At 55.5% G+C, this 21377-nt stretch carries 17 protein-coding genes; all 17 read left to right on the plus strand.

The features are described 5' to 3' along the window. The first annotated feature begins 6 nt into the window (after positions 1-6). Complete coding sequence (gene pth / locus K349_RS0113940; RefSeq protein WP_029166379.1) at positions 7-579, plus strand: aminoacyl-tRNA hydrolase; 573 nt, start codon at positions 7-9, stop codon at positions 577-579. 119 nt (positions 580-698) lie between these two features. Further along, positions 699-3815: a transcription-repair coupling factor gene (gene mfd / locus K349_RS0113950; protein WP_084460407.1), complete on the plus strand. Its 3117-nt coding sequence runs from the start codon at positions 699-701 to the stop codon at positions 3813-3815. Between the two features lie 75 nt (positions 3816-3890). Then, positions 3891-4697: a nucleoside triphosphate pyrophosphohydrolase gene (mazG, locus tag K349_RS0113955; protein WP_029166382.1), complete on the plus strand. Its 807-nt coding sequence runs from the start codon at positions 3891-3893 to the stop codon at positions 4695-4697. 164 nt (positions 4698-4861) lie between these two features. Continuing rightward, complete coding sequence (locus tag K349_RS0113960; RefSeq protein ID WP_034266234.1) at positions 4862-6238, plus strand: pyruvate carboxylase subunit B; 1377 nt, start codon at positions 4862-4864, stop codon at positions 6236-6238. Between the two features lie 83 nt (positions 6239-6321). Next, positions 6322-6555: a NifU family protein gene (locus tag K349_RS0113965; protein ID WP_029166384.1), complete on the plus strand. Its 234-nt coding sequence runs from the start codon at positions 6322-6324 to the stop codon at positions 6553-6555. A gap of 39 nt (positions 6556-6594) precedes the next feature. Next, positions 6595-7581, plus strand: a complete 987-nt coding sequence (locus tag K349_RS0113970; protein WP_034266237.1) for a PhoH family protein — start codon at positions 6595-6597, stop codon at positions 7579-7581. Positions 7582-7645: 64 nt separating this feature from the next. Further along, entirely contained in the window at positions 7646-9598 is a 1953-nt protein-coding gene (locus K349_RS0113975) for an HD family phosphohydrolase (RefSeq protein ID WP_051464380.1), read from the plus strand. A 4-nt stretch (positions 9599-9602) separates the two neighbouring features. After that, the gene (gene ybeY, locus K349_RS17350) at positions 9603-10142 is read left to right on the plus strand and encodes an rRNA maturation RNase YbeY (RefSeq protein ID WP_029166387.1); all 540 of its coding nucleotides are present in this window, start codon (positions 9603-9605) and stop codon (positions 10140-10142) included. Positions 10143-10149: 7 nt separating this feature from the next. Beyond that, on the plus strand, positions 10150-11424 hold the full coding sequence (locus K349_RS0113985) for a hemolysin family protein (protein WP_029166388.1): 1275 nt from the start codon (positions 10150-10152) through the stop codon (positions 11422-11424). After that, positions 11421-11879, plus strand: coding sequence for a cytidine deaminase (locus K349_RS0113990; protein ID WP_029166389.1), 459 nt, complete (start codon positions 11421-11423; stop codon positions 11877-11879). Before K349_RS0113985 ends, K349_RS0113990 begins: the two co-directional genes overlap by 4 nt. Next, on the plus strand, positions 11866-12783 hold the full coding sequence (era, locus tag K349_RS0113995; RefSeq protein ID WP_029166390.1) for a GTPase Era: 918 nt from the start codon (positions 11866-11868) through the stop codon (positions 12781-12783). Before K349_RS0113990 ends, era begins: the two co-directional genes overlap by 14 nt. A gap of 236 nt (positions 12784-13019) precedes the next feature. After that, positions 13020-13517 carry a DNA repair protein RecO C-terminal domain-containing protein gene (locus K349_RS20145; protein WP_420834463.1) on the plus strand — a complete coding sequence of 166 codons (498 nt, stop codon included), beginning with the start codon at positions 13020-13022 and terminating at the stop codon, positions 13515-13517. Between the two features lie 74 nt (positions 13518-13591). Further along, positions 13592-14470, plus strand: coding sequence for a glycine--tRNA ligase subunit alpha (glyQ, locus tag K349_RS0114005; protein ID WP_029166392.1), 879 nt, complete (start codon positions 13592-13594; stop codon positions 14468-14470). Between the two features lie 15 nt (positions 14471-14485). Then, the gene (gene glyS, locus K349_RS0114010; protein ID WP_029166393.1) at positions 14486-16552 is read left to right on the plus strand and encodes a glycine--tRNA ligase subunit beta; all 2067 of its coding nucleotides are present in this window, start codon (positions 14486-14488) and stop codon (positions 16550-16552) included. 113 nt (positions 16553-16665) lie between these two features. After that, complete coding sequence (locus K349_RS0114015; RefSeq protein ID WP_029166394.1) at positions 16666-17466, plus strand: pyruvate, water dikinase regulatory protein; 801 nt, start codon at positions 16666-16668, stop codon at positions 17464-17466. A gap of 31 nt (positions 17467-17497) precedes the next feature. Continuing rightward, positions 17498-20167, plus strand: coding sequence for a pyruvate, phosphate dikinase (gene ppdK / locus K349_RS0114020; protein ID WP_029166395.1), 2670 nt, complete (start codon positions 17498-17500; stop codon positions 20165-20167). 147 nt (positions 20168-20314) lie between these two features. Beyond that, a complete protein-coding gene (locus K349_RS0114025; protein WP_029166396.1) occupies positions 20315-21376 on the plus strand; it encodes a deoxyguanosinetriphosphate triphosphohydrolase in 1062 nt (353 codons plus the stop codon). Position 21377 lies beyond the last annotated feature (1 nt).

Below are 21377 nucleotides of genomic sequence, written 5' to 3' on the forward strand. Positions count from 1 at the left end.
TCTCTCGTGTGGGTTGTCGCAGGATTGGGCAATCCGGGAATCGAGTATGCCTTCACGAGACACAACGCCGGATGGATGGTTGTGGACGAGCTTGTTTCCCGACACCATTTCGGTGCGCCGCAATTACGGCATCATGGAGCGCTTTGGAAGGGAACACTTCACGGGGAAGGCGTCTTGCTTTTCAAGCCCATGACCTACATGAACTTGAGCGGCAAAGCTGTGGGTGAGCTTATAGGCTACCTTCGGCTTCCGTTGGAGAAACTTCTCGTCGTCTTCGACGACGTTGCATTGCCCTTCGGGACATTGCGCCTTCGCGAAAGAGGATCCGCCGGAGGGCACAACGGCATGGCCTCGGTTCTCGGGGCATTGAAAACTCTCAATGTTCCCAGACTGCGTATGGGAGTGGGGCCTCTCCCTCCGGGAGCGAACCTTGTTTCGTATGTCACGGAACGATTTCGTCCGGACGAGAGCAAGGAACTTTCTTCGTTCATCCTCAAAGGGGCGGATGCGGTGGAATTCCTGATCGAGAAGGGGTTCGAAAAGGCGATGAGCACCATCAACGCTCATCCGCCGAAATGAAAATGCAGAGAAGGCTTGTCTGAGAGGGACACATGCACGAAGGTTCGATGTCCTTTTCCCTTGATCGTGGCGAGGTCATCCTCGCCACGATGTCTTTCTGAGAGAACCCGGACGCAACGATGCACGGGTCCAGTCTTCGTGGCGGTTCGCCGAAGGATCTTTTTTCGCTCGATGCCGTCTGTTGGTCGAAAGGCGTTTCCGTTCACGCGCCGGTAGCGGACGCGGCACTTTCCTGGATGTGCGGTCCGAATAATGTTGCGTGCCTTGTGGTGCTTCCGGATAGCCGCTTGCAGGGGCATTTCTGCGAGGACAGAGAAACGCTTTTCGAGGATGTTCCCGTCTTTGATCTTCGGGAACTTCCTCTGACAACGGAGGGAGCGACGAATCGTCCCTTTCTTGTGCAACGCGGCGAGTTGCTGCGCACATGGAGGAGGAAAGGTGGGTTCCTGGCGGCCACACCGGGAAGCCTTATGGGCCCGGTTCTTTTCGGAGAATCCCAATGGGAACTCCATGTCGGACACACTGTAGATCGCGAAGAGTTCTTGCAGTGGCTCTTGGGTGAAGGGTACCGACGGGTCGATCTGGTGTGGGCTCCCGGGCAGATTGCCCTGCGGGGGAGCATTATCGACGTATTCGACCCAATACAGAGATTTCCCGTTCGCATAGAACTGTTCGACGACACTCTGGAGAGCCTGCGCCACTTTTCTCCCGAAGATCAGCGGAGTGTTGCAAACCTTTCCTCTGTCTTCCTCCAGGGAATTTCCTCAACGTCGGCGGAGCACCAGTCTCTCTTCTCCGAACTTCCCTCCGACCTCTCTGTTCTCTTTGTGGAGCCCAAGGAACTTGAAAAACAGGGAGAGTCCTACCTGTGGCTTTGGGACGGGCTTCGAGAGCAGGTCCAACTGCCGCCTCTTCCCACGTGGCAAAGTGTCTATTTACGCCTAAGTTCTTTCCGGCGTCTTCGTCTCTCCAGAATACTCGGACAGGGTGATCTTCGCTGGCGCGTTCGGGAAGTGCCGTCCTTCCGTGGAAGATGGGACGACGTAGAGGTGCAGGTTGCAGCATGGAGAGAACACGCCATGCGGATACATGTCTATTCGGCCTCGGAAATTGTTCTGGAATGGGCGAAGGAGCGGGGGCTCGAAATACGGAGGAAGCCTCTCTCGAGAGGATTTGTGGATGACGAAAACGCCTTTGTCGTTCTGACGGATACGGAGTTGTCCGGTGTCTCCCCAACACTCCGTCGGAACGCCTGGTACAGTGTTCCACGGGAATGGAAGGATCGCCTTCTTCCCGGAGAATTCGTCATTCACGAGGAATACGGTGTCGCTGTTTATCGGGGCATGCAGGCTCTCGGGAGCGGAGACAATGCCCAGGAATATATGGTTTTAGAGTTCGCCAACGAAAAACGCCTCTTGGTTCCGATGACTCATTTTCCCCGAATTACCTCCCACGCCTTTTCGGGAGAAACTCCTCCACGTCTCGATTCTCTCAAGGGGAGCACGTGGAAAAAGGCCCTGGAGCGGGCGAGAGAAAGAACGCGCGAAGCGGCGGAACAACTTGTGCGCATCTACGCGGAACGCGAGTTCGCGAAGGGGTTTTCGTTTCCTCCCGACGGAGAAATGCTCTCCCGTTTCGAGCGGGCGTTTCCCTTCGACGAAACGGCGGATCAGCTCAAGGCCATCCGGGACGTGAAGAGGGACATGGAGAGTCCTCTGTGCATGGATCGTCTCGTTGTGGGTGACGTTGGATTCGGCAAGACCGAGGTGGCATTGCGGGCTGCAATGAAGGCCGTGGAATCTGGAAAGCAGGTGGCCGTGCTCGTGCCTACCACGGTCTTGGCCCAACAGCACTTTGCCACGTTCACCTCGCGTTTTCAGGCATTTCCGGTCTCCGTGGCCTGCCTCTCCCGATTTGTTGGCGCTGCCCAGGGGCGCCGGATCGTCGAAGGTGTCCGCAAGGGCCAGGTGGATATTCTCATCGGAACTCATCGACTTTTCCTCAAGGATCTTGTCTTTAAGGATCTCGGTCTCCTCGTCATCGACGAAGAACATCGGTTCGGCGTATTGCACAAGGAAAACCTGAAAGAGCGTTACCCTTGCGTGGATGTTCTGACCTTGTCTGCCACGCCCATTCCGAGAACACTGCAACTTTCGCTGCAGAACCTGCGGAGCATTTCGCTCATTACCACGCCACCGCGTTTTAGGCATCCCGTGATTTCCATCGTGAGTCCCTGGAATGATGACCTCGTGAAAAAAGTGATTCTTCGTGAGCTTGCGCGAGGCGGGCAGGTCTTTTTCGTGCACAACCGGATAAGCACCATCACTAGGTGCGTTCGACATCTGCGTAACCTTCTCCCGGAGGCACGCTTTCTCGTAGCACACGGCAGGATGCCCGATCGGGAACTCGAACAGACCATGCTTGCCTTCGCGGAAGGCGAGGCGGACATTCTCGTGTGCACAACCATTATTGAGAGCGGACTCGACATGCCGAGAGCCAACACCCTCATCGTGGACAATGCCCAGGATTTCGGTTTGGCCCAGCTCTATCAGTTGCGCGGTAGGGTCGGTCGCAGAAACGAACAGGCCTTCGCTTTCTTTCTCCATCCCGAGGGTATCGCCATGACCAGGGAATCGACGGAACGTCTTGACGCCATAGGAAGCCTCGACGCCTTGGGTATGGGATACCAGCTTGCGGAAAAGGATTTGCAGATCCGAGGCGGCGGGGACCTGTTCGGACCTGCGCAGCACGGTCACATCGAACGGATCGGGTTTCATCTATATTGCTCACTGCTAGAGAAACATATAGCCCGTATCCGAGGTATCGAGCAGGGAGAAACCCGCGTGGAAATGATCGACTATCCGGGCATTCCCGCTTCCTACATCCCCCAGGAAGGCGTTCGCATCACTCTCTATCGGCGACTTCTCCGTGCGGGAGATGTGTCCGATCTCTCCGCGCTCGAGGAAGAGACCAAAGACCGTTTCGGTTCTTTTCCGGAGAGCGTTGGCGTTCTCTTTGCCCTGGCGAAGGTTCGTGTACTGGGCACTCGGTTCGGGGTACAATACGTCCGTTCGTCCCGTGAACGGACGAGCGTCTCCGGAAATCCGGAGGCGGTGGACTGCCTGGCATCGGAACTCAGAGGATGGAAGCGAAGGGCGGGGGAACTCGAAGGACCGGGAGCTCCCAAGGGCGTTCTCGATCTGGAAGCTTGTTTGGAGAAACTATCCGGCGCCTGAAGCTCAGGGAACGACAAGGCATGATGACTTGCCAATGTGCAAGATACATGGGAGTGGACAGGGGAGGGACGGAAAATGAACGAAATGACTGGTGGCGACGGTACATTTTACGAACTCGTCGCCATCATGGAGAAACTGAGATCTCCCGGGGGCTGTCCCTGGGACAGCGAGCAGTCCTGGAAAACGCTGCGCCCCTATCTCGTCGAGGAGGCATACGAACTCATCGATGCCATTGACGGAGAAGACGTTCGGGGTGTTCTCGAGGAATGTGGCGATGTCCTTCTCCAAGTTGTGTTCATCGCGCAGATCGCCAAAGAGAAAGGGCTTTTCACCATAGAGGATGTGGCACGTCATATCGGGGAAAAACTGGTGCGTCGTCATCCTCACGTGTTTGGCGAGCTGACCGTGGAAGACAGTGCGGAGGTGAGCCGGAACTGGGAGAGTATCAAGGCGAGTGAACGAAGAGCCTCCAAACGCAACGCTTCCGTTCTCGCCGGAATCCCTCAGGGGTTGCCTGCGGCCTTGAGGGCATTTCAGATCCAGGAACGAGCAGCGAAAGTCGGTTTCGACTGGCCCGAAGGTGACCCCGAACCCGTTCTCGAAAAAGTCCGTGAGGAAGCGGAAGAGCTTTTGGCCGCCTTCAGGAATGGAAAAACCGGGGAGATAGAGGAAGAGCTGGGAGATCTCCTTTTCGCTGTGGTAAACTTTGGTCGGCATCTTGGGTTCAACGCCGAGATGGTTCTTCAGAAGGCGAACGACAAGTTTGTCCGCCGTTTTATGCGCATGGAACAGGCGGTGGCGCAAGAAGGCGGTTCGTGGAAAAACTACTCGCTCGAAGATCTGGAAAGCCTCTGGCAACGTGCGAAACAGCATGTGGGTTGACGAATCGCAGGGAACTCAGTTGGGAGGGAAGATGGTTGGAGTATAACAAGAACGGGATTCCACGATACGACGCAAGAAAACGAGAGGCACAGAGAGACAAGAACGAGGGAACAGGAAAGACTGCAACGCCAGAACCCGCTGTTCGGAATTCGCAGAAAAAGGGCATTACGGAGACTGCACTGCGTGACGCTCACCAATCCATCATGGCCACACGGTTGCGTACGGAGGATATGCTCCCCGTGGCGGAACTGATGGATGAGGTTGGATATCACTCTCTTGAAGTGTGGGGAGGCGCAACGTTTGACACATGCATGCGCTTTCTCGACGAGGATCCCTGGGAGAGGTTGCGGATGCTCCGCAAGCGCTTCAAGAAGACGAAGCTCCAGATGCTCCTCCGTGGCCAGAATCTCGTCGGGTACCGACATTATGCGGACGATACCGTTCGGGAGTTCGTCAAGCGGGCTGTCGGAAACGGCCTCGACATCATCCGCATCTTCGACGCTTTGAACGACCTCAGAAACATGGAGATTGCCGCGGACCAGGTGAAAAAGGAAGGTGCGCACCTGCAGCTTTGCCTTTCCTACACTATCTCTCCGTTCCACTCCCTGGAGAGATTCACCGAACAATCCGTCGCGTTGCAGCAGATGGGTGCAGACTCCCTCTGCATAAAGGATATGGCCGGCCTCATCAGCCCTGTGGATGCGGCGCGGCTCGTGAGTGCCATCAAGGCCAAGACGGGGCTTCCCCTGCAGCTTCACAGTCACTATACGAGTGGGATGGCTGCAATGGCTTACCTGGCCGGTCTCGAGGCCGGGGCAGATGTGGTGGACTGTGCCATCTCGCCTTTTGCCATGGGCACCAGTCAGCCGGCCACCGAGACAATGGTCGCCGCCCTTAGCGGAGGCCGACTCGATACGGGTATCACCCTGGAGAAACTTGTTCCGGTTTCGAAGTACTTCAAAGAAATGCAACAGAAGTACAGCAAGCTTATCATGGGACTCCAGGGTGTGGACGTGAACGTCCTTCTCTACCAGATTCCCGGAGGCATGTATTCTAATTTGGTGAGCCAGCTCAAGGAACAAAACGCGCTGGACAAGCTTGACGACGTGCTCAGGGAAGTGCCTCTCGTGCGGAAGGAAATGGGTTATCCTCCCCTTGTGACTCCCACGAGCCAGATCGTGGGAACCCAGGCGACGGTGAACGTCCTCGTAGGAAAACGATGGAAGGTCGTTCCCAAGGAAGTGAAAATGTATTTTCTCGGCTATTACGGACGCCCTCCCGCAGCGGTGGACCCTGAAATCGAAAAACTCGTCATCGGCGAAGAAATCCCCATCACCTGTCGCCCCGGAGAAAAGCTCGAACCGGAGATGGCCGCCGCGCGAGAAATCATCGCTCCCTTCGTTTTGCAGCCAGAGGACGTGTTGAGCTATGTTCTTTTCCCTTCTGTGGCGAAAGACTTTCTCATGTTGAAATACGCGAGGGAAATGAAACGCGATCTTGGATTCGAACGAACCGTGGAGAACGCCGTTTATCCGGTGTAGCGAACCTGGATGCGGAATATCAGGAAACATTTTCTAAACACACATGGAATCAATAGAAAAGCAACTCGGGGAGGAAAAACAACGTGACGACAACGGAGAAAATTCTTGAAGTCATTGGGGCGAAAATCCGTCCCGCATTGCAGAGTCATGGTGGGGATATCGACTTCGTGGGCTTTGACGATGCGGCCGGACAGGTCACTGTCCGGCTCACCGGAGCGTGCGGAGGATGTCCTTTTGCCCAGGAAACGCTCAGGCGGCAAGTCGAGGCTGTGTTGAAGCAGGAAATCCCGGAAATCATGACAGTGACGCGAGAGTAGGGGGAATTCGTTCTCTTGAGCGCCAGCACGGTCACCGACATCGTCCAGCAAAATGGTTCGTTTCTCTGGACCACCTCCGCAACGAAGGAGGTTCTCACTCGTTTTCTTGGACAAAACGACGAGAACCTCCGGCTCATTGAGGAACGCTATCCTGTTCGCCTCGTTTCGCGAGGCGAACAGATTCTTGTCCAGGGCCCCGACGCGGATGTGGTGAGAATGGTGGCGGAGCTTGTGCAGGAGCTGTTTCTTGCGGCTTCCAAAGGACAGCGGATCACTCCTTCGGAGATCCGCTACGCCATGGATGTCCTCGCCCAGGGAGAGGCCCCGGACATTGCGTCGCTCCTGGACGATATCATCTGCTTTTCCGCCCGGGGAAAGCCTGTGCGCCCCCGAACGCTCGGTCAGAAGCGGTACATCCGGGTCATTGCCGAGAATCACGTGACATTCGCAATCGGACCGGCGGGGACGGGGAAAACCTACCTCGCCGTGGCCGTGGCCGTGGCGGCTCTGAAGGCTCAGATGGTGAACCGTATCGTCCTTGTCCGGCCTGCCGTTGAAGCGGGCGAGAGCCTTGGATTTCTCCCGGGCGACCTGAAAGAGAAAATCGAACCGTACCTTCGTCCTCTCTATGATGCATTCTATGAACTTCTTTCTCCGGAAAAATTTCATCGCTACGTGGAAAAGAACGTCATCGAAATAGCACCGCTCGCCTACATGCGCGGGAGAACGCTGAACGACAGTTTCATCATTCTCGATGAAGCGCAGAACACCACGCCGGAGCAGATGAAGATGTTTCTCACGCGCATGGGGTTCGGCTCCAAGGCGGTTGTCACAGGCGACATCACCCAGGTGGACCTTCCTCAAGGGAAGGAGTCCGGACTCGTCAGCGTGCAGAGAATTTTGAGGGACATCGCAGGTATCGACTTCTGTATGCTCACCAATTGCGATGTGGTTCGCCACGAAATCGTGCAGCGGATTGTGCAGGCCTATGAAAACTACGAACAACAAAGACAAGAACGGACATAACCGAGGCGGAGATTTTGCGCCTTCCCTGAAGCGAAAAACGAGCGTGCTTTGGGCCGTGAGGAGTATGATCGTGCTTCTGGCGGCTCTTCTCTCGATTCTGAATTGGCGTCTCGAGGGAAGCCGCTACGGCTTCACCGTTGGTTCTCCCGCACCGAGAACGTTTCTCGCCGTAAATTCAATGCGTTATTTCGATGCCGTCACCACGGAGGCAATGAAAAAGAGAATTTCCGAGCGCGTTGTCGGTGTCTTCGTCCAGAACCCCCGTCTCCTCAATGATGCGCTGCACAACCTCGAGGCGATTTCCGTCAACAGGGAATCGCTTCTGCAGATTCTCTCCCCTTCTCTGATCGACGTGCTGGAGTCCCTCAACGAGACTCGGAGAGGAAAGATTCTGGAGGAAATACGGCGAATCGGCATGGCGCTCCTCAACGAGACGTTCCAGGAAGAACAGCGGGCCACGCTGATCTGGGACAGGCTGGATGAGTCGGATTTGGAATGGCCGGAGAAAAATGTCGTTTACCAAGTCCTGGATCAGTTGCTGCTCCATACGCAACAGAAGGATCTCAATCTCACCTGGAAGCTCCGTCGAGAGATGGAGGACTCGGTACAACCCATCGAGAGAACGCTCTTGGTGGGTGATGTCATCGTTGAGAAAGGGGAGCGCATCACTCCTTTCACGGCGAGTCTTCTCAAGGCGCAGGGGTACACCGAATCCGCCTTTCCCTATCGACACCTGTTGCTCACAGTGGTCGTCGCGTTTTTGTGGAGCTTCTGGCTTTCCTCCGGACTCCCCGAGTCCAGGGGAAGCCCGGAGAATGTGAAACAATGGCTTTATGTTCTCCTTCTACTTGCTCTCGCGTGGGTCATAGAAATCGCTGCGGTCTATTTTCGAGTCGGCGGTCTCAGTTCGCTTGCCCTTGCAGGATGGACGTATCTTACCTTGCCGGCGGGATTCGCCTTTCATCTCGCCCTCGGCGGAAGTGCCCTGGGCGCGCTCGTTGCAGCGGGCATGTCGCTGAACCAGATGGCTCTTATCGTCATGGTCTCCGCAGTGGTGAGTGGCATAGGCTACTTCCGATTTCATCAGATCCAGAACCGGGTACAGCTCTGGCGGGAACTGTTTCTGTTGGGAATACTCGCTTCCTGTATCGAACTGTTCATCTTTTGGAGCAACCGGGAGACGTTTTCCCTGGAATTTTTTCTCCGTTTTGTCGGAGCAAGTGCTTTCCTCAGTGCTTTCGTGCTTGCCACACTCCCTTTCTGGGAAAATCTCTTCGACGTTCTTTCGCCGCTTCGCCTGATAGAGCTAAGTCATCCTTCCAGCCCGCTTCTTAAGCGTCTTCAGATCGAGGCTCCCGGAACATATCACCATACTCTGATGGTTGGAACGCTTGCAGAGGCTGCTGCGGATAGGCTTGGACTGAACAGTCTCCTCGTGAAAGCCGGTGCATACTATCACGACATCGGCAAGCTCCGACGACCGCATTTTTTTGTCGAAAATCAAATGTACGGAGAAAATGCCCACGATGGAATGGCCCCCTCTCTTTCTTCGCTCGTCATCATCTCCCACGTGCGGGACGGTTACGAACTCGCCGGTGAATATCACTTGCCCGCACTCGTGAAACGATTCATTCTGGAACATCACGGCACGACGTGCCTGTCCTATTTCTACCGCAAGGCCGTCAGCAAAGGCGATACGGTTCCGAGGGAACAGTTTTGTTACCCCGGTCCTCGACCTCAATCAAAAGAGACGGGACTCGTCATGTTCGCCGACTCCGTGGAGGCCGCCGTGCGCGCCGCCGGTGGCAGTATCACCGATGTTCGCGATCTGGAACGCACTGTTCAGGATGTGATGGATTCGAAACTTCGGGAAGAACAACTCATGAATGTGGACTTTACGCTCCGAGATCTCCGACTCATTCGGGAGGTTTTTGTAGCAACGCTCCGTTCCATGTACCATTCCCGCCAGGTCCGAACACTTGCCGAAGAAAAAATGTCTGTCGTGAAGGGGGCCTAGTCTTATGGTGAGAGTGGAAATTGCCGGAGAAGAACATCTTCCCTCCCGGTATCGTCTTTCCGGAAATGAAAGGGAACTCCTCGGTGCACTCTTCCGTCGTGCCATCTCGGAATTCACTCCCCAATTAACCAGACATGGAAGCGTGGAGGTCTCGGTGAATATCCTCTCCGAGGCGGAGATGGCAGAGATTAACGTTCAGTATCGCTCCGAGGAAGGCCCGACGGACGTCTTGTCTTTTCCTTTCTGGGAAGATTCCGGAGCTTTTTCTCCCCCTTTGCAGGCATGGCCGGAACTGCCGCTCGGTGATATTTTGGTGTGCGCGGAACAGGTGGAGAGGAATGCTGCGGATCGTGGAGTCTCCTTTCTGGATGAATACATCCTCGTTATTGTCCATGGATTCCTCCATCTGATCGGATTCGATCATGACACGGAGGAAAAGGAGCGTCACATGTGGAGTCTTCAGGAAGGGTATGCGAACGAATTGAAGCTGCTTCTGGAGAAAAGCCGAAGCGGCGAGTCCGATCCGGACATAAAGGGGGCCTGATGTTCCAGTGAGCGGAAACGTGGCCGCAGGCCTGCTTCTTCTCCTCGTGTTCCTCCTGCTTTCTGCTCTTTTCAGTGCCACGGAAACGGCGACGAGTTCCATAGGCAAGGCGAAGCTGCAGACCCTGCAGGAAAGACATCCTCGCCGAAGACGTTCCCTCCGCTGGTTGGCTGAGAACGTGCACGGCGTGCTTACGGTGACGCTCATTTCCGGCAATCTGGTCAACATCGCCGCAGGTGCCGTAGCCGCTGTACTGTCGATGCATTTTCTCGGAGGCTGGGGAATCGTGCTTGTCATCCTGACCGTGACGTTTCTCATCGTGGTCTTCGGTGAAATTCTTCCCAAAAGTTTCGCCATGAGCCATTCCGAGAAAGTGCTCACCGACGTGCTCCCTCTTGTCAGGATTGCATACATTCTTCTGAGCCCCCTCGTCTGGGCCGTTTCGGGAATCATGGGTCTCATCAGCTGTATGACGGGAATTGATCTCTCGCCGCGTCACGCCTTTGTCACACGGGAGGAAATCGAGCAAATGATCGCCATGGGGCAGGAATCAGGCGCCCTTGAAGAAGGCGAGCGACGCATGATCTCAGGAGTCATTGCTTTCGAGGAGACCAGGGCCTACGAGATCATGATTCCCAGAACGGATATGGTGGCCATTCCCAAGGAAATGAGTGTCGCCGAGGCCGTGACGATCTTTCGGGAAAACGGTCATTCCAGGGTCCCCATCTATGAGGGAAACCTCGACCGGATCGTGGGGATTCTCTACGTCAAGGAGATCATTGATGCTCTCGCATCGGGGAAGACAGACATCTCCGTCTTCGATATCCGACGCGAGCCGCTGTTCATTCCGGAAGTCATCCGTATTGCAGAGCTTTTCGACCTCATGAAGAGAAAACGCGTCCACATGGCTATCGTGGTGGATGAATACGGTGGAACCGCCGGGTTGGTTACATTGGAAGATCTCCTTGAAGAGATCGTCGGTGAAATCCAGGACGAATACGACGAGGAAGTACCGGCAATCCAGCAGGATGGAGCCGGGAGCTACATTGTCCAGGGCCATGTGAATCTGGAGGATCTGAGCGACGGCCTTTCCTACGTGTTCCATTCAGAAGATGCGGACAGTGTAGCGGGACTCGTCCTCTCCCTCTCCGGGAGTTTCCCCGAGGAAGGACAACGACTTGCCTACGGCCCCTGGAACATTGATGTTCTGGCAGTGGAGGATCACCGAATCCGAGTGCTGCGTTTCGTCCGTCGGAAAGAGCAGGAAGGAGAAGATGCATGATCGCCGGACATGACTTCGGTAATTTTTCCGAAGATCCGTTCCGAACCGTTTCCGCGATTACACCGGAGCACCTGCTTCACTACGCCGCTGAAGCCGGCGAGAAAGCCTACGCTCCATATTCACATTTTCATGTCGGTGCCGCTCTCGTCACGGAAAGCGGGCGTCTCTTCTTCGGGTGCAATGTGGAAAATGGAAGTTTTGGCATGACTATTTGCGCGGAGCGAGGGGCTATCGCCGCCTGGAGGGTCGCCGGAGGCGATCTCCCCGTGGCTGTGGCCGTGGTCGGCCGCCGAGGAATTCCCTGCATGCCTTGTGGTGCCTGCAGGCAAGTGCTCGCGGAATTCAACCCCTCCCTTCGCGTCGTGCTTGAAGAAGGAGCATCCTTCCGGATCTTTTCTCTGGCGGAATTGCTCCCCTTCGCTTTTTCCCTGAGGAACGACGATGCTCGACGATAAGAAGGTTTTCCGCTCGGGATTCGTCGCTCTTCTTGGCAGACCGAACGTGGGTAAATCCTCGCTCGTCAACCGACTTCTCCGGGAGAAGGTAAGTATTGTCTCCCCCGTTCCTCAGACCACACGGCACTCGTTACGCTGCATTCTCACCACCGAACGGTCGCAGGTCGTCTTTGTGGACACGCCGGGTTTTCACGAGCCCCATCACGCCCTGGGAGAGTACATGATGCAACGGGCACGGGATGCCGTTGAAGATGCTGATTGCGTTTGTTTGATTCTCGACGCGGGAAGACCCGAGGGGGGAGCGGAAGAGGAACTTCTCCGGAAAGTCCTTCAGGGGATTTCCACTCCCCGTATTCTTGTGGTGAACAAAATCGATCTTCTCTCCGAACAGAAAGATCTCGACCGGATCGTTTCCGCCTGGTCCTCGCTTTCTCCCGAGGCAGTCGTAACTGTCTCCGCTACGCGGGGAGACAATCTCGACGCGTTGCTCGAAGCTATCGAAGCACTCCTGCCGGAAGCGCCTCCGCTCTATCCAGAGGACATGCTCATGGATCAGTCCGAGCGCTTCCTCGCCAGTGAATGTATCCGGGAAAAGGCTTTTCTCGCCCTTCGGGATGAAATTCCCCACGGAATCACCGTTGTGGTGGAGGAATACAAGACGCCCGAGGAATATCCCGAACGGACGACTGCCTACATTCAGGCCACTCTCTATGTGGAGCGGGAAACCCACAAGGGAATTGTCATCGGCGAGCGCGGGAAAAAACTGAAACATATCGGTCTTCTGGCAAGAAAGGAACTCGAAAAGCGTCTTGGCTTCCAGGTGTATCTCGATCTGTGGGTCAAGGTCCGCCCCAAGTGGCGACGTTCTCCTCAGGACCTCCGCAGATTCGGCTATGAATCGTAGCGTTTCGGACGAAGACGATGCAGGGTTTTGTCTCGGCCTCGGGAGTGGTCCTTCGCAGACAGGATTCCCCTGAGGGAAACCGTTCTCTCTATGTTCTTCTCAAAGGCATGGGCCCCTTCTGGATAACCGCCATGGGAGCAGGAAAAGGCCACTCGCGATTGGGAGGCGCCACGGAACCTTTGGTATGGGGTCTTTTCCATCTCTACAAAGGACCCACGCGCTATTATCTTCGCGAGATGGACGTGAAGGACGACCTTTGGCCGATCCGGACGGAGGGCAGGGGGTTACGGCGCGCTCTCACATGGAACCGGCTCATCTCCGAACTGGTTCTCCCCCAACATCCCTGTGACGATCTCCTTGCTCACTTTTACTGGACACTCCATATTCTCGCGGACGGCGGGCCTCGCCTCTTTTCCCCTTTGGAGTGGCGGTTTTTGTGGCGCTGGTTACACTTATGGGGCAGAGCTCCCGATTTCCGGATCTGCAGCGGTTGCGGAAGATCTCTGTCATCGTCTTCACCCGCGCTTCTCACGGAACAGGGAATCCTTTGTCCTCTTTGTCCGGCTTCGGCGGGAATGAAAGTTTTCCTTCCATCTCTCTTCTTGCAGGAGTTGCGGAGTGCTGCTATTCTTCCGAGAGACGATTTTCTCCAGGTACAGTTATCGCAGAATTTTCCGAAAGAATGGGACAACGCGAACAGAATACTTGAATCGATACTTCGGCGGACCTATTGACGTGCGATCTCCGGGATGTTTCTCGACGAGGGAAATGTGCACGCGAAGGATTTTTGAGTCGGGAGGGGCAGGGCATGAACTTTCAGGACATCATTATGCGTTTGGAACGTTTTTGGGCGGAACAGGGGTGCGTCATTCAGCAACCCTACGACATTGAGGTTGGAGCCGGTACGATGAATCCCGCCACCACCTTGCGTGTGCTCGGTCCCGAACCGTGGCGGGTCGCCTACGTCGAACCGTCCCGACGCCCCACGGACGGCCGCTACGGGGAAAACCCGAACCGCCTGCAGCACTACTATCAATATCAGGTGATCATCCAGCCTGCTCCGGAAAATATTCAGGATCTTTATCTGGACAGTCTCCGTGCGCTGGGCATCGATCCCGCGGAACATGACATTCGTTTTGTCGAGGATGACTGGGAGTCGCCCACTATCGGCGCATGGGGGCTGGGCTGGGAAGTGTGGCTCGACGGCATGGAGATCACTCAGTTCACCTATTTTCAGCAGGTAGGCGGTATCGATATGGATCTCGTGCCCGCCGAGCTGACCTACGGCATCGAACGAATCGCCATGTTCGTCCAGAAGGTGGACAGCGTGTACGACCTGACCTGGGTCGGCGACGTTACCTATGGCGACGTGCATCACCAGGGCGAGGTCGAACATTCCACGTACAACTTCGACGAGTCCGACGCTTCCATGCTTTTTCAGCTGTTCTCCATGTACGAAAAAGAATCCGGACGCATGATAGAAAAGGGACTCGTCCTCCCCGCATATGACTACGTCTTGAAATGTTCCCACACGTTCAATCTGTTGGATGCCCGGAACGCCATCAGCGTCACGGAGCGGACCGGTTATATCGGACGGGTTCGTGCGCTGGCGAGCAAGTGTTGCCAAGCCTATGTCGTGCAGCGCGAGCAGATGGGATATCCTCTCACGACGAAGTTTGCCCGGTAGAAAGGGGTGTCCTCCATGGCGGAACGCGATTTGCTGCTTGAAATAGGCACGGAAGAGATCCCGGCACGCTTCGCGAGTTGGGTTCTGGAAGAAATTCTTCGGCTCGCCGAAACCGAATTGGACGCCGCTCATCTCTCTGTGGGAGGTATGGAGAGTTTTGCCACACCACGACGCATCGTCCTTTTCCTCCGAAGAGTTCCGGAGCGTCAGCAGGATACGGTTCAGGAACTGCGGGGACCTGCTTGGAATCAGGCGTTCGATGCCAACGGAAATCCTACGAACGCAGCGCGGGGATTTGCAAGGAGCAGAAACGTTGCCGTCGAGGACCTCATTCAGAAAAACGTGGGAGGAGTCGACTACGCTTTTGCGGTGACGAGGACGGAAGGTTGCCTTTCCAGAGACGTGTTTCTCGATGTCCTGCCGCATATCGTGAAGCGGATCGTCTTTCCCAAGAACATGTACTGGGATGATCCCTCTTTCCGTTTTGCGCGTCCCGTGCGCTGGCTCCTCTGCCTCTGGGGATCCGAAGTGATTCCCCTTGTCGTCGGAAAGTACACGGCGGGAAGAACGACCCACGGTCATCGCTTCATGGGGCAGAAAACACTGGAGGTCCCTGACGCGAAGGAGTACATGGACATTCTCTACGACAATTACGTGATCGTGGACCAGCGCAAGCGCAAGGAAAAAATGCTCAGCGGAATCGCGGCTCTAGAGAAAGAGATCGGCGGAAAGGCCGACCTCTCCCAGGAACTCATCGAGGAAAATCTCTTTCTCGTCGAGTATCCCGTCCCGTTTTACGGAACTTTCGATCAGAGTTACCTGGACATTCCCGCCGAGGCGCTCACCACCACCATGGGACACCATCAGCGCTATTTTCCTGTTCGTGACGCGGAGGGAAAGCTTAAGCCCTTCTTCATTGGTGTCAGCAACAACAGAGCCTCAAACATGAACGTGGTGCGAGAGGGAAACGAGCGTGTTCTCCGCGCACGCCTCTCCGATGCCTCCTTCTTCTGGAAAGAGGACCAGAAACGCCCCCTCACAAATCGTGTGGAGGAACTGCGGACCATTCTTTACCAGGAACGTCTCGGGTCCGTGTACGACAAAGTGCAACGTGCCCGTGCGCTTGCACTCGAAATCGGTCGGCGCCTCGGGCTCGGAGAAGAAGATCTTCTGCTGCTCGACAAAGCGGCGGCCATCTCCAAGGCTGATACGGTGACACATATGGTCTACGAGTTCCCCGAACTCCGCGGTATCATGGGAAGAGAGTACGCCCGCCGCAGCGGAGAAGCCGAGAGAGTAGCCAGAGCGCTTCAGGAACAGTATCTCCCAGCCTTTGCGGGAGATCGACTGCCTACGGATGTCCTTGGAGCTCTTCTGGGAATCGGGGATCGTCTGGACACCATCGTGGCTTGTCACAAGGTGGGACTCGAACCGACGGGTTCCCAGGATCCCTACGGGCTCAGGCGTGCCGCAAGATGCATCAACGAACTGCTCTGGGGAATGGGGCTCGATGTGGACATGAAAGAAATGGTGCTTGAAGCGGGCTCCTGCCTGGATATTTCTCCGGAAACCATCGACCGTGTCTACGAATTCTTGAGGCAGCGGACCGTTGTGCAGCTTCGTGAAAAAGGCTTTTCCCACGCGACGGTCACTATTGCCATGCAAGTTGCCTGGCAACGCCCGCTTCAGGCGTTGCGTCTCGCGGAAAGTTTTGCCGCAGTCGAGCAAGAAGCGTGGTTCGATGGGCTCGTTACCGCCGCTGTGCGGGTGCGAAACATTCTCTCCAAGACCACCGCGATGCCTCCCGAATGGAACGAAGCGCTTCTCCGTGAACCTGCGGAACGTGCACTTGCCGAAGCGGTTGTCAAGATCGCCCCCGAGGTGGAACGCACGCTTGCGGCATGTGCATGGAACGAGTTGACACATGTCCTTTCCCGGTTGGAGCCGGCCATCACCACCTTCTTCGAGGAAACGCTCGTCATGGCGGAGGACGAGGAACTCCGTCGCAACAGGCTCTGCCTTCTCTCGCGGTGCCACGAACTCTTCCTGCATGTGGGAGATTTGAGCCGATTGAAAAAATAAACAAACAAGAAGTGTCACGCCTTCGAGTGCTTCAGGCAAGTTACTGATACAATATGGAGGAAGCGGAACAGGCGTTCCGCTTCCTCCTGCCACAAGGGAAAGGGGACAAAAAGATGTCGATTCCTCTGTTTGTGGTCTCTGATTTTACTGGAGAGACAGCGGAACATGTCGCTCGTGCTGCATCGACGCAGTTCAACCTGGATGCGACGGAGTTCTCGCGTTTTCGCTATGTAAACACCGAAGAGCGAATGCTTGAGGTCATCCGGAACGCTCAGGAGAAGCAAGCCGTGGTCATCTGCACTCTCGTGGATCATCAATTGCGGCGCTTGTTTCTGGAAAAGACCGGGGAACTCGGTGTGGACGTAGTGGATGTCCTCGGTCCCATACTCGATGTTCTCCAACGCCGAATCGGAACCGCACCTATGGAAACACCTGGGTTACTGCGAAAAATGGATGAGGAGTACTTCAAACGGGTCAAGGCCATCGAGTTTGCGATCAAATGTGACGACGGGAAAAGTCCAGAACTCCTCACAAACGCGGGGCTCGTGATCATCGGTGTTTCCAGGACCAGCAAAACACCTCTCTCCATGTACATGGCACACAAGGGTGTCATGGTTGCCAATATTCCTCTCGTCCCGGAGGCGGATCCGCCAAAAGAACTTTTCTCTTTGCCGCCGGAACGAATCGTGGGGCTCACGATTCAGCCGGAGAAACTGATCAACATTCGCAGAGAACGGTTACGCGTTCTGGGCCTCGATGTAGAAGTTTCCAATTATGCGCAATGGGAACGAGTGGAGGAGGAACTTTCCTTTGCCAGGAGTGTTTTTCGAAAGGCCGGCTGCCGGACTTTCGATGTCACGAACAGGGCCATCGAGGAAACGGCGCAGGAAATTCTCGATTACCTGAGGGAGTGAAGCGACGTAAATTCGAGAGGAGGTCGTGTTCATGGTGAATGCACAAGGCAAATACGTCTACGATTTCCACGAAGGCAACGCGGAGATGAAAGCTCTCCTCGGCGGAAAAGGGGCCAATTTGGCACAGATGTGGCAACTTGGTCTTCCTGTACCCCCAGGGTTCATCATCACTACCGAGGCGTGCAAGAAATACTGGTCCGATGAACAAGGGTTGATGGATCTTATATGGCCCGAAGTGCAAGAAGCGTTGGCCCGCCTGGAAAAGGTGACACAAAAGACCTTCGGCGGCGGAGAGATGCCGTTACTCGTCTCGGTTCGCTCGGGTGCTCCCGTTTCAATGCCCGGCATGATGGATACCATCCTGAACCTCGGTCTCAACGACGACACGGTGGAGCGTCTCGCCGTCGCCTCGGGCAACAGGCGTTTTGCCTTGGACAGTTACAGACGGTTCATTCAGATGTTTTCCGACGTGGTTCTCGGCATTGAAATCGGCGAATTCGAGTTTTTGTTGAACCAGACCAAGCGAAAACGGAATCTCACACACGATCATCAGATTCCGGCGGATGCTTTGGAAGAACTCATCAAAAATTACAAGAAGGTGGTCAAGAAATCCACCGGACGCGAATTTCCGAGCGATCCCTGGGAGCAGCTCAGAAAAGCCGTGGAGGCCGTTTTCAAGAGCTGGAACACACAGAGAGCCATCACCTATCGGAGAATCAATAAAATTCCGGACACACTCGGTACGGCCGTAAGCATTGTCACCATGGTCTTCGGTAACCTCGGGGACGATTGTGGTACTGGAGTGTGCTTCACCCGAAATCCTTCTACGGGGGAGAAAAAACTCTACGGTGAATTTCTCATAAACGCTCAGGGGGAGGATGTGGTCGCAGGCATTCGGACGCCCGAGCCCATTGAGGAACTCGACAGCAAAATGCCCAAAATTGCAGCGGAACTGAGAGCGATAGCCAACCAGTTGGAGCTGTACTACAAGGACATGCAGGACATTGAGTTCACCGTGGAGCGGGGAAAGCTCTATATGCTCCAGACCAGGAACGGAAAACGCACGGCCAAGGCAGCGGTACGCATTGCGGTGAGCATGCTCGAGGAAGGGCTCATCTCCAGTGCTACGGCTGTGACAAGGGTTACACCGGAACAGGTTGAGCAACTGCTTCACCGTCAGGTAGATCCCGATGCCGTTCTCGATGTTCTCGCCAAAGGTCTTCCCGCATCACCCGGAGCGGCAGTGGGGAGCGTCGTCTTCGATGCCGACGAGGCAGAGCAGCTCGGCAAAGACGGCAAGGCGGTCATTCTCGTTCGCCCTGAGACCACTCCCGATGACATCCATGGGCTGTTCGCCGCGCAGGGAATTCTGACGAGCCACGGCGGCATGACAAGTCACGCCGCCGTCGTCGCCAGAGGACTTGGGAAACCCTGTGTTTCCGGTTGCGAGGCTCTGGAGATCGATTTGGCGGGGAACTGCTTCCGTGTGGGTGGAAAAATCGTCCGCAGAGGGGATATCATCACTGTTGACGGTTCTCATGGAAGGGTAATGATCGGCGAGATCCCCCTCGTTCAGCCTTCCTTCGATGAGGACTTCCGGAAACTTCTCGCCGAGGCGGACAAACATGCAGTCCTGCAAGTCTGGGCGAATGGAGATACGCCCGAAGACGCCAGGAGGGCACGGAGTTTCGGTGCGAAGGGTATCGGGTTGTGCCGCACGGAACACATGTTCATGGCAGGAGAGCGCCTGCCGGTCATGCAGGAGATGATCATCGCCGCGTCCCGCGAAGAGCGCATGCGAGCCCTCGATAAACTGCGGGTCATGCAGACCGAGGATTTTCTGGGTATCCTGGACGCGATGGAGGGATACCCTGTCACGATACGTCTTCTGGACCCGCCGCTTCACGAGTTTCTTCCCAAGGAAAACGAGCTTCGAGATCGTCTTCGAGAACTCACGGCGGCACCCTCTCCCGAGAATGACGCAGAAGCGGAAAAGATCCAAAAAACCCTGGCGAAAGTGCTTTCCTTGAAAGAAGTCAATCCTATGCTGGGTTTTCGAGGATGTCGCCTCGGCATCATCTTCCCTGAAATATACGAGATGCAAATCCGCGCCATTTTCGATGCCGCCTGCGAACTCGTCAGACAGGGAAAGAATGTTCTTCCCGACGTGATGCTTCCTCTCATCGGAACACAGGAGGAAATGAGACGACTCAAGCAGATGGTGGACGACCTCGCCGCCGAAATCATGGAAAAGCACAAAACCTCCGTACACTACTTGGTCGGGACGATGATCGAAGTCCCCCGGGCGGCACTCATTGCGGACAAACTGGCGGAATACGCCTCATTTTTCAGTTTCGGGACGAACGATCTGACGCAAACGACCTTCGGGTATTCCAGGGACGATGCGGAAGGAAAATTTCTCGCCGAATACGTGCGACTCCATGTTTTGCCGGAAAACCCTTTTCACGTTCTCGACCGTACCGGCGTGGGCAGACTTATGCGCATCGCCGTGGACGACGGAAGACGGGTTCGATCGGACATTCAAATCGGAATCTGTGGCGAACATGGTGGTAATCCCGAGAGCATCGCCTACTGTCATGAACTCGGGCTTCTCTACGTGAGTTGCTCTCCCTTTAGAATCCCTGTAGCCCGTCTCGCCGCCGCTCATGCCGCGTTGGCGGATAGCGCCCCGAAGAAGTGAGTTGCGGAACGTGGCATGTTGCGCTTTTGGGGCAAGAGTGCCGTGCGAAATGAGTTTTGCGATTGCCCCTGTTCGCGCATAACAACCGAACGACAGGACCCGGGGATTTCCCCGGGTCCTGTCGTAGGCAAGGAGGAAGAAAAGCCCATGAACATCAGAAAACGGTGGGAGGATGTGGAAAAATCCATCCTTGCCCCCTGGGCATCGAAAAGTGCCGACTCGAGGGGAAGAGCCCGTCAGGAAGAACCCTGTCCTCTACGCACCTGCTACCAGAGAGACCGGGATAGGATTGTCCACAGCAAGGCATTTCGAAGGCTCAAGCACAAAACACAAGTGTTGCTCTTGCCGGAAGGTGATCATTTCCGAACGCGGCTTACCCATACTCTCGAGGTTTCCCAGATTGCGAGAACGCTCTCCAGAGCCTTGCGCCTCAACGAGGACCTGACCGAGGCAATTGCCCTGGGACATGATTTGGGGCATACTCCCTTCGGCCACATGGGAGAACGGGTGCTTGACAAATTGGCGAGAGATCACGGTGTGAAAGAAGGGTTTCACCACGCTTCTCAAAGCCTCCGCGTCGTCGTCCATCTCGAAAACGACGGGAAAGGTCTCAATCTCACTCAGGAAGTTCTTGACGGTATTCTTCGCCATTCCAAGGGACAGATCTCGCTCCGGGACGGATTGTGGTCGGACATGCCTGTTACGCATGAAGGATGCGTCGTTCGTCTTGCGGACTCCATTGCCTACCTGAACCACGATCTTGACGACGCGCTTCGAGCCGAATTGCTTTATCCAGAGAACATTCCTTCTTTCGTTTTCCGGGATCTCGGCGCGACGCACGGACAGCGGATAGGGAGCATCGTGGAAGATGTCGTGGCATGCAGCGGTGCAGAGGGGGTTGCCATGAGCGATTCCATGTTGAACCTCGTCGAGGAACTCAGATCGTTCCTCTATTGTCGAGTCTATGCGGACGAGCGGGCGAAGCTGGAGGAACCTCGGGTCGAACATGTTTTGAAAACGCTCTTTACGATGCTGTTGAAGGACAAGCGAGAGAAACAAACCATGGAGGAAGGACAGCACATTATTTCCCTTCTCGACTTCCTCTCGGGCATGAGCGATCGCTATGCCCTGTTCCTCTTTGATAAAAACGTCGTCCCTTCTCCATGGCCGCTGGAAAAGGGACGACGTTCGAACAACAGGGAATCCTGAT

The sequence above is a fragment of the Aminiphilus circumscriptus DSM 16581 genome (assembly GCF_000526375.1).
In the GTDB taxonomy this organism is placed as follows: Bacteria; Synergistota; Synergistia; order Synergistales; family Aminiphilaceae; genus Aminiphilus; species Aminiphilus circumscriptus.

What these genes read in the sequence shown, in the direction of transcription:
- K349_RS0113975 (WP_051464380.1), top strand. Translation starts at nt 7,646, where the DNA reads ATGATCGTGCTTCTGGCGGCTCTTCTCTCGATTCTGAATTGGCGTCTC.
- K349_RS0113990 (WP_029166389.1), top strand. Translation starts at nt 11,421, where the DNA reads ATGATCGCCGGACATGACTTCGGTAATTTTTCCGAAGATCCGTTCCGA.
- glyS (WP_029166393.1), top strand. Translation starts at nt 14,486, where the DNA reads ATGGCGGAACGCGATTTGCTGCTTGAAATAGGCACGGAAGAGATCCCG.
- ppdK (WP_029166395.1), top strand. Translation starts at nt 17,498, where the DNA reads ATGGTGAATGCACAAGGCAAATACGTCTACGATTTCCACGAAGGCAAC.
- K349_RS0114025 (WP_029166396.1), top strand. Translation starts at nt 20,315, where the DNA reads ATGAACATCAGAAAACGGTGGGAGGATGTGGAAAAATCCATCCTTGCC.
- ybeY (WP_029166387.1), top strand. Translation starts at nt 9,603, where the DNA reads ATGGTGAGAGTGGAAATTGCCGGAGAAGAACATCTTCCCTCCCGGTAT.
- K349_RS0114015 (WP_029166394.1), top strand. Translation starts at nt 16,666, where the DNA reads ATGTCGATTCCTCTGTTTGTGGTCTCTGATTTTACTGGAGAGACAGCG.
- glyQ (WP_029166392.1), top strand. Translation starts at nt 13,592, where the DNA reads ATGAACTTTCAGGACATCATTATGCGTTTGGAACGTTTTTGGGCGGAA.
- mfd (WP_084460407.1), top strand. Translation starts at nt 699, where the DNA reads ATGCACGGGTCCAGTCTTCGTGGCGGTTCGCCGAAGGATCTTTTTTCG.
- era (WP_029166390.1), top strand. Translation starts at nt 11,866, where the DNA reads ATGCTCGACGATAAGAAGGTTTTCCGCTCGGGATTCGTCGCTCTTCTT.
- mazG (WP_029166382.1), top strand. Translation starts at nt 3,891, where the DNA reads ATGAACGAAATGACTGGTGGCGACGGTACATTTTACGAACTCGTCGCC.
- K349_RS20145 (WP_420834463.1), top strand. Translation starts at nt 13,020, where the DNA reads ATGGACGTGAAGGACGACCTTTGGCCGATCCGGACGGAGGGCAGGGGG.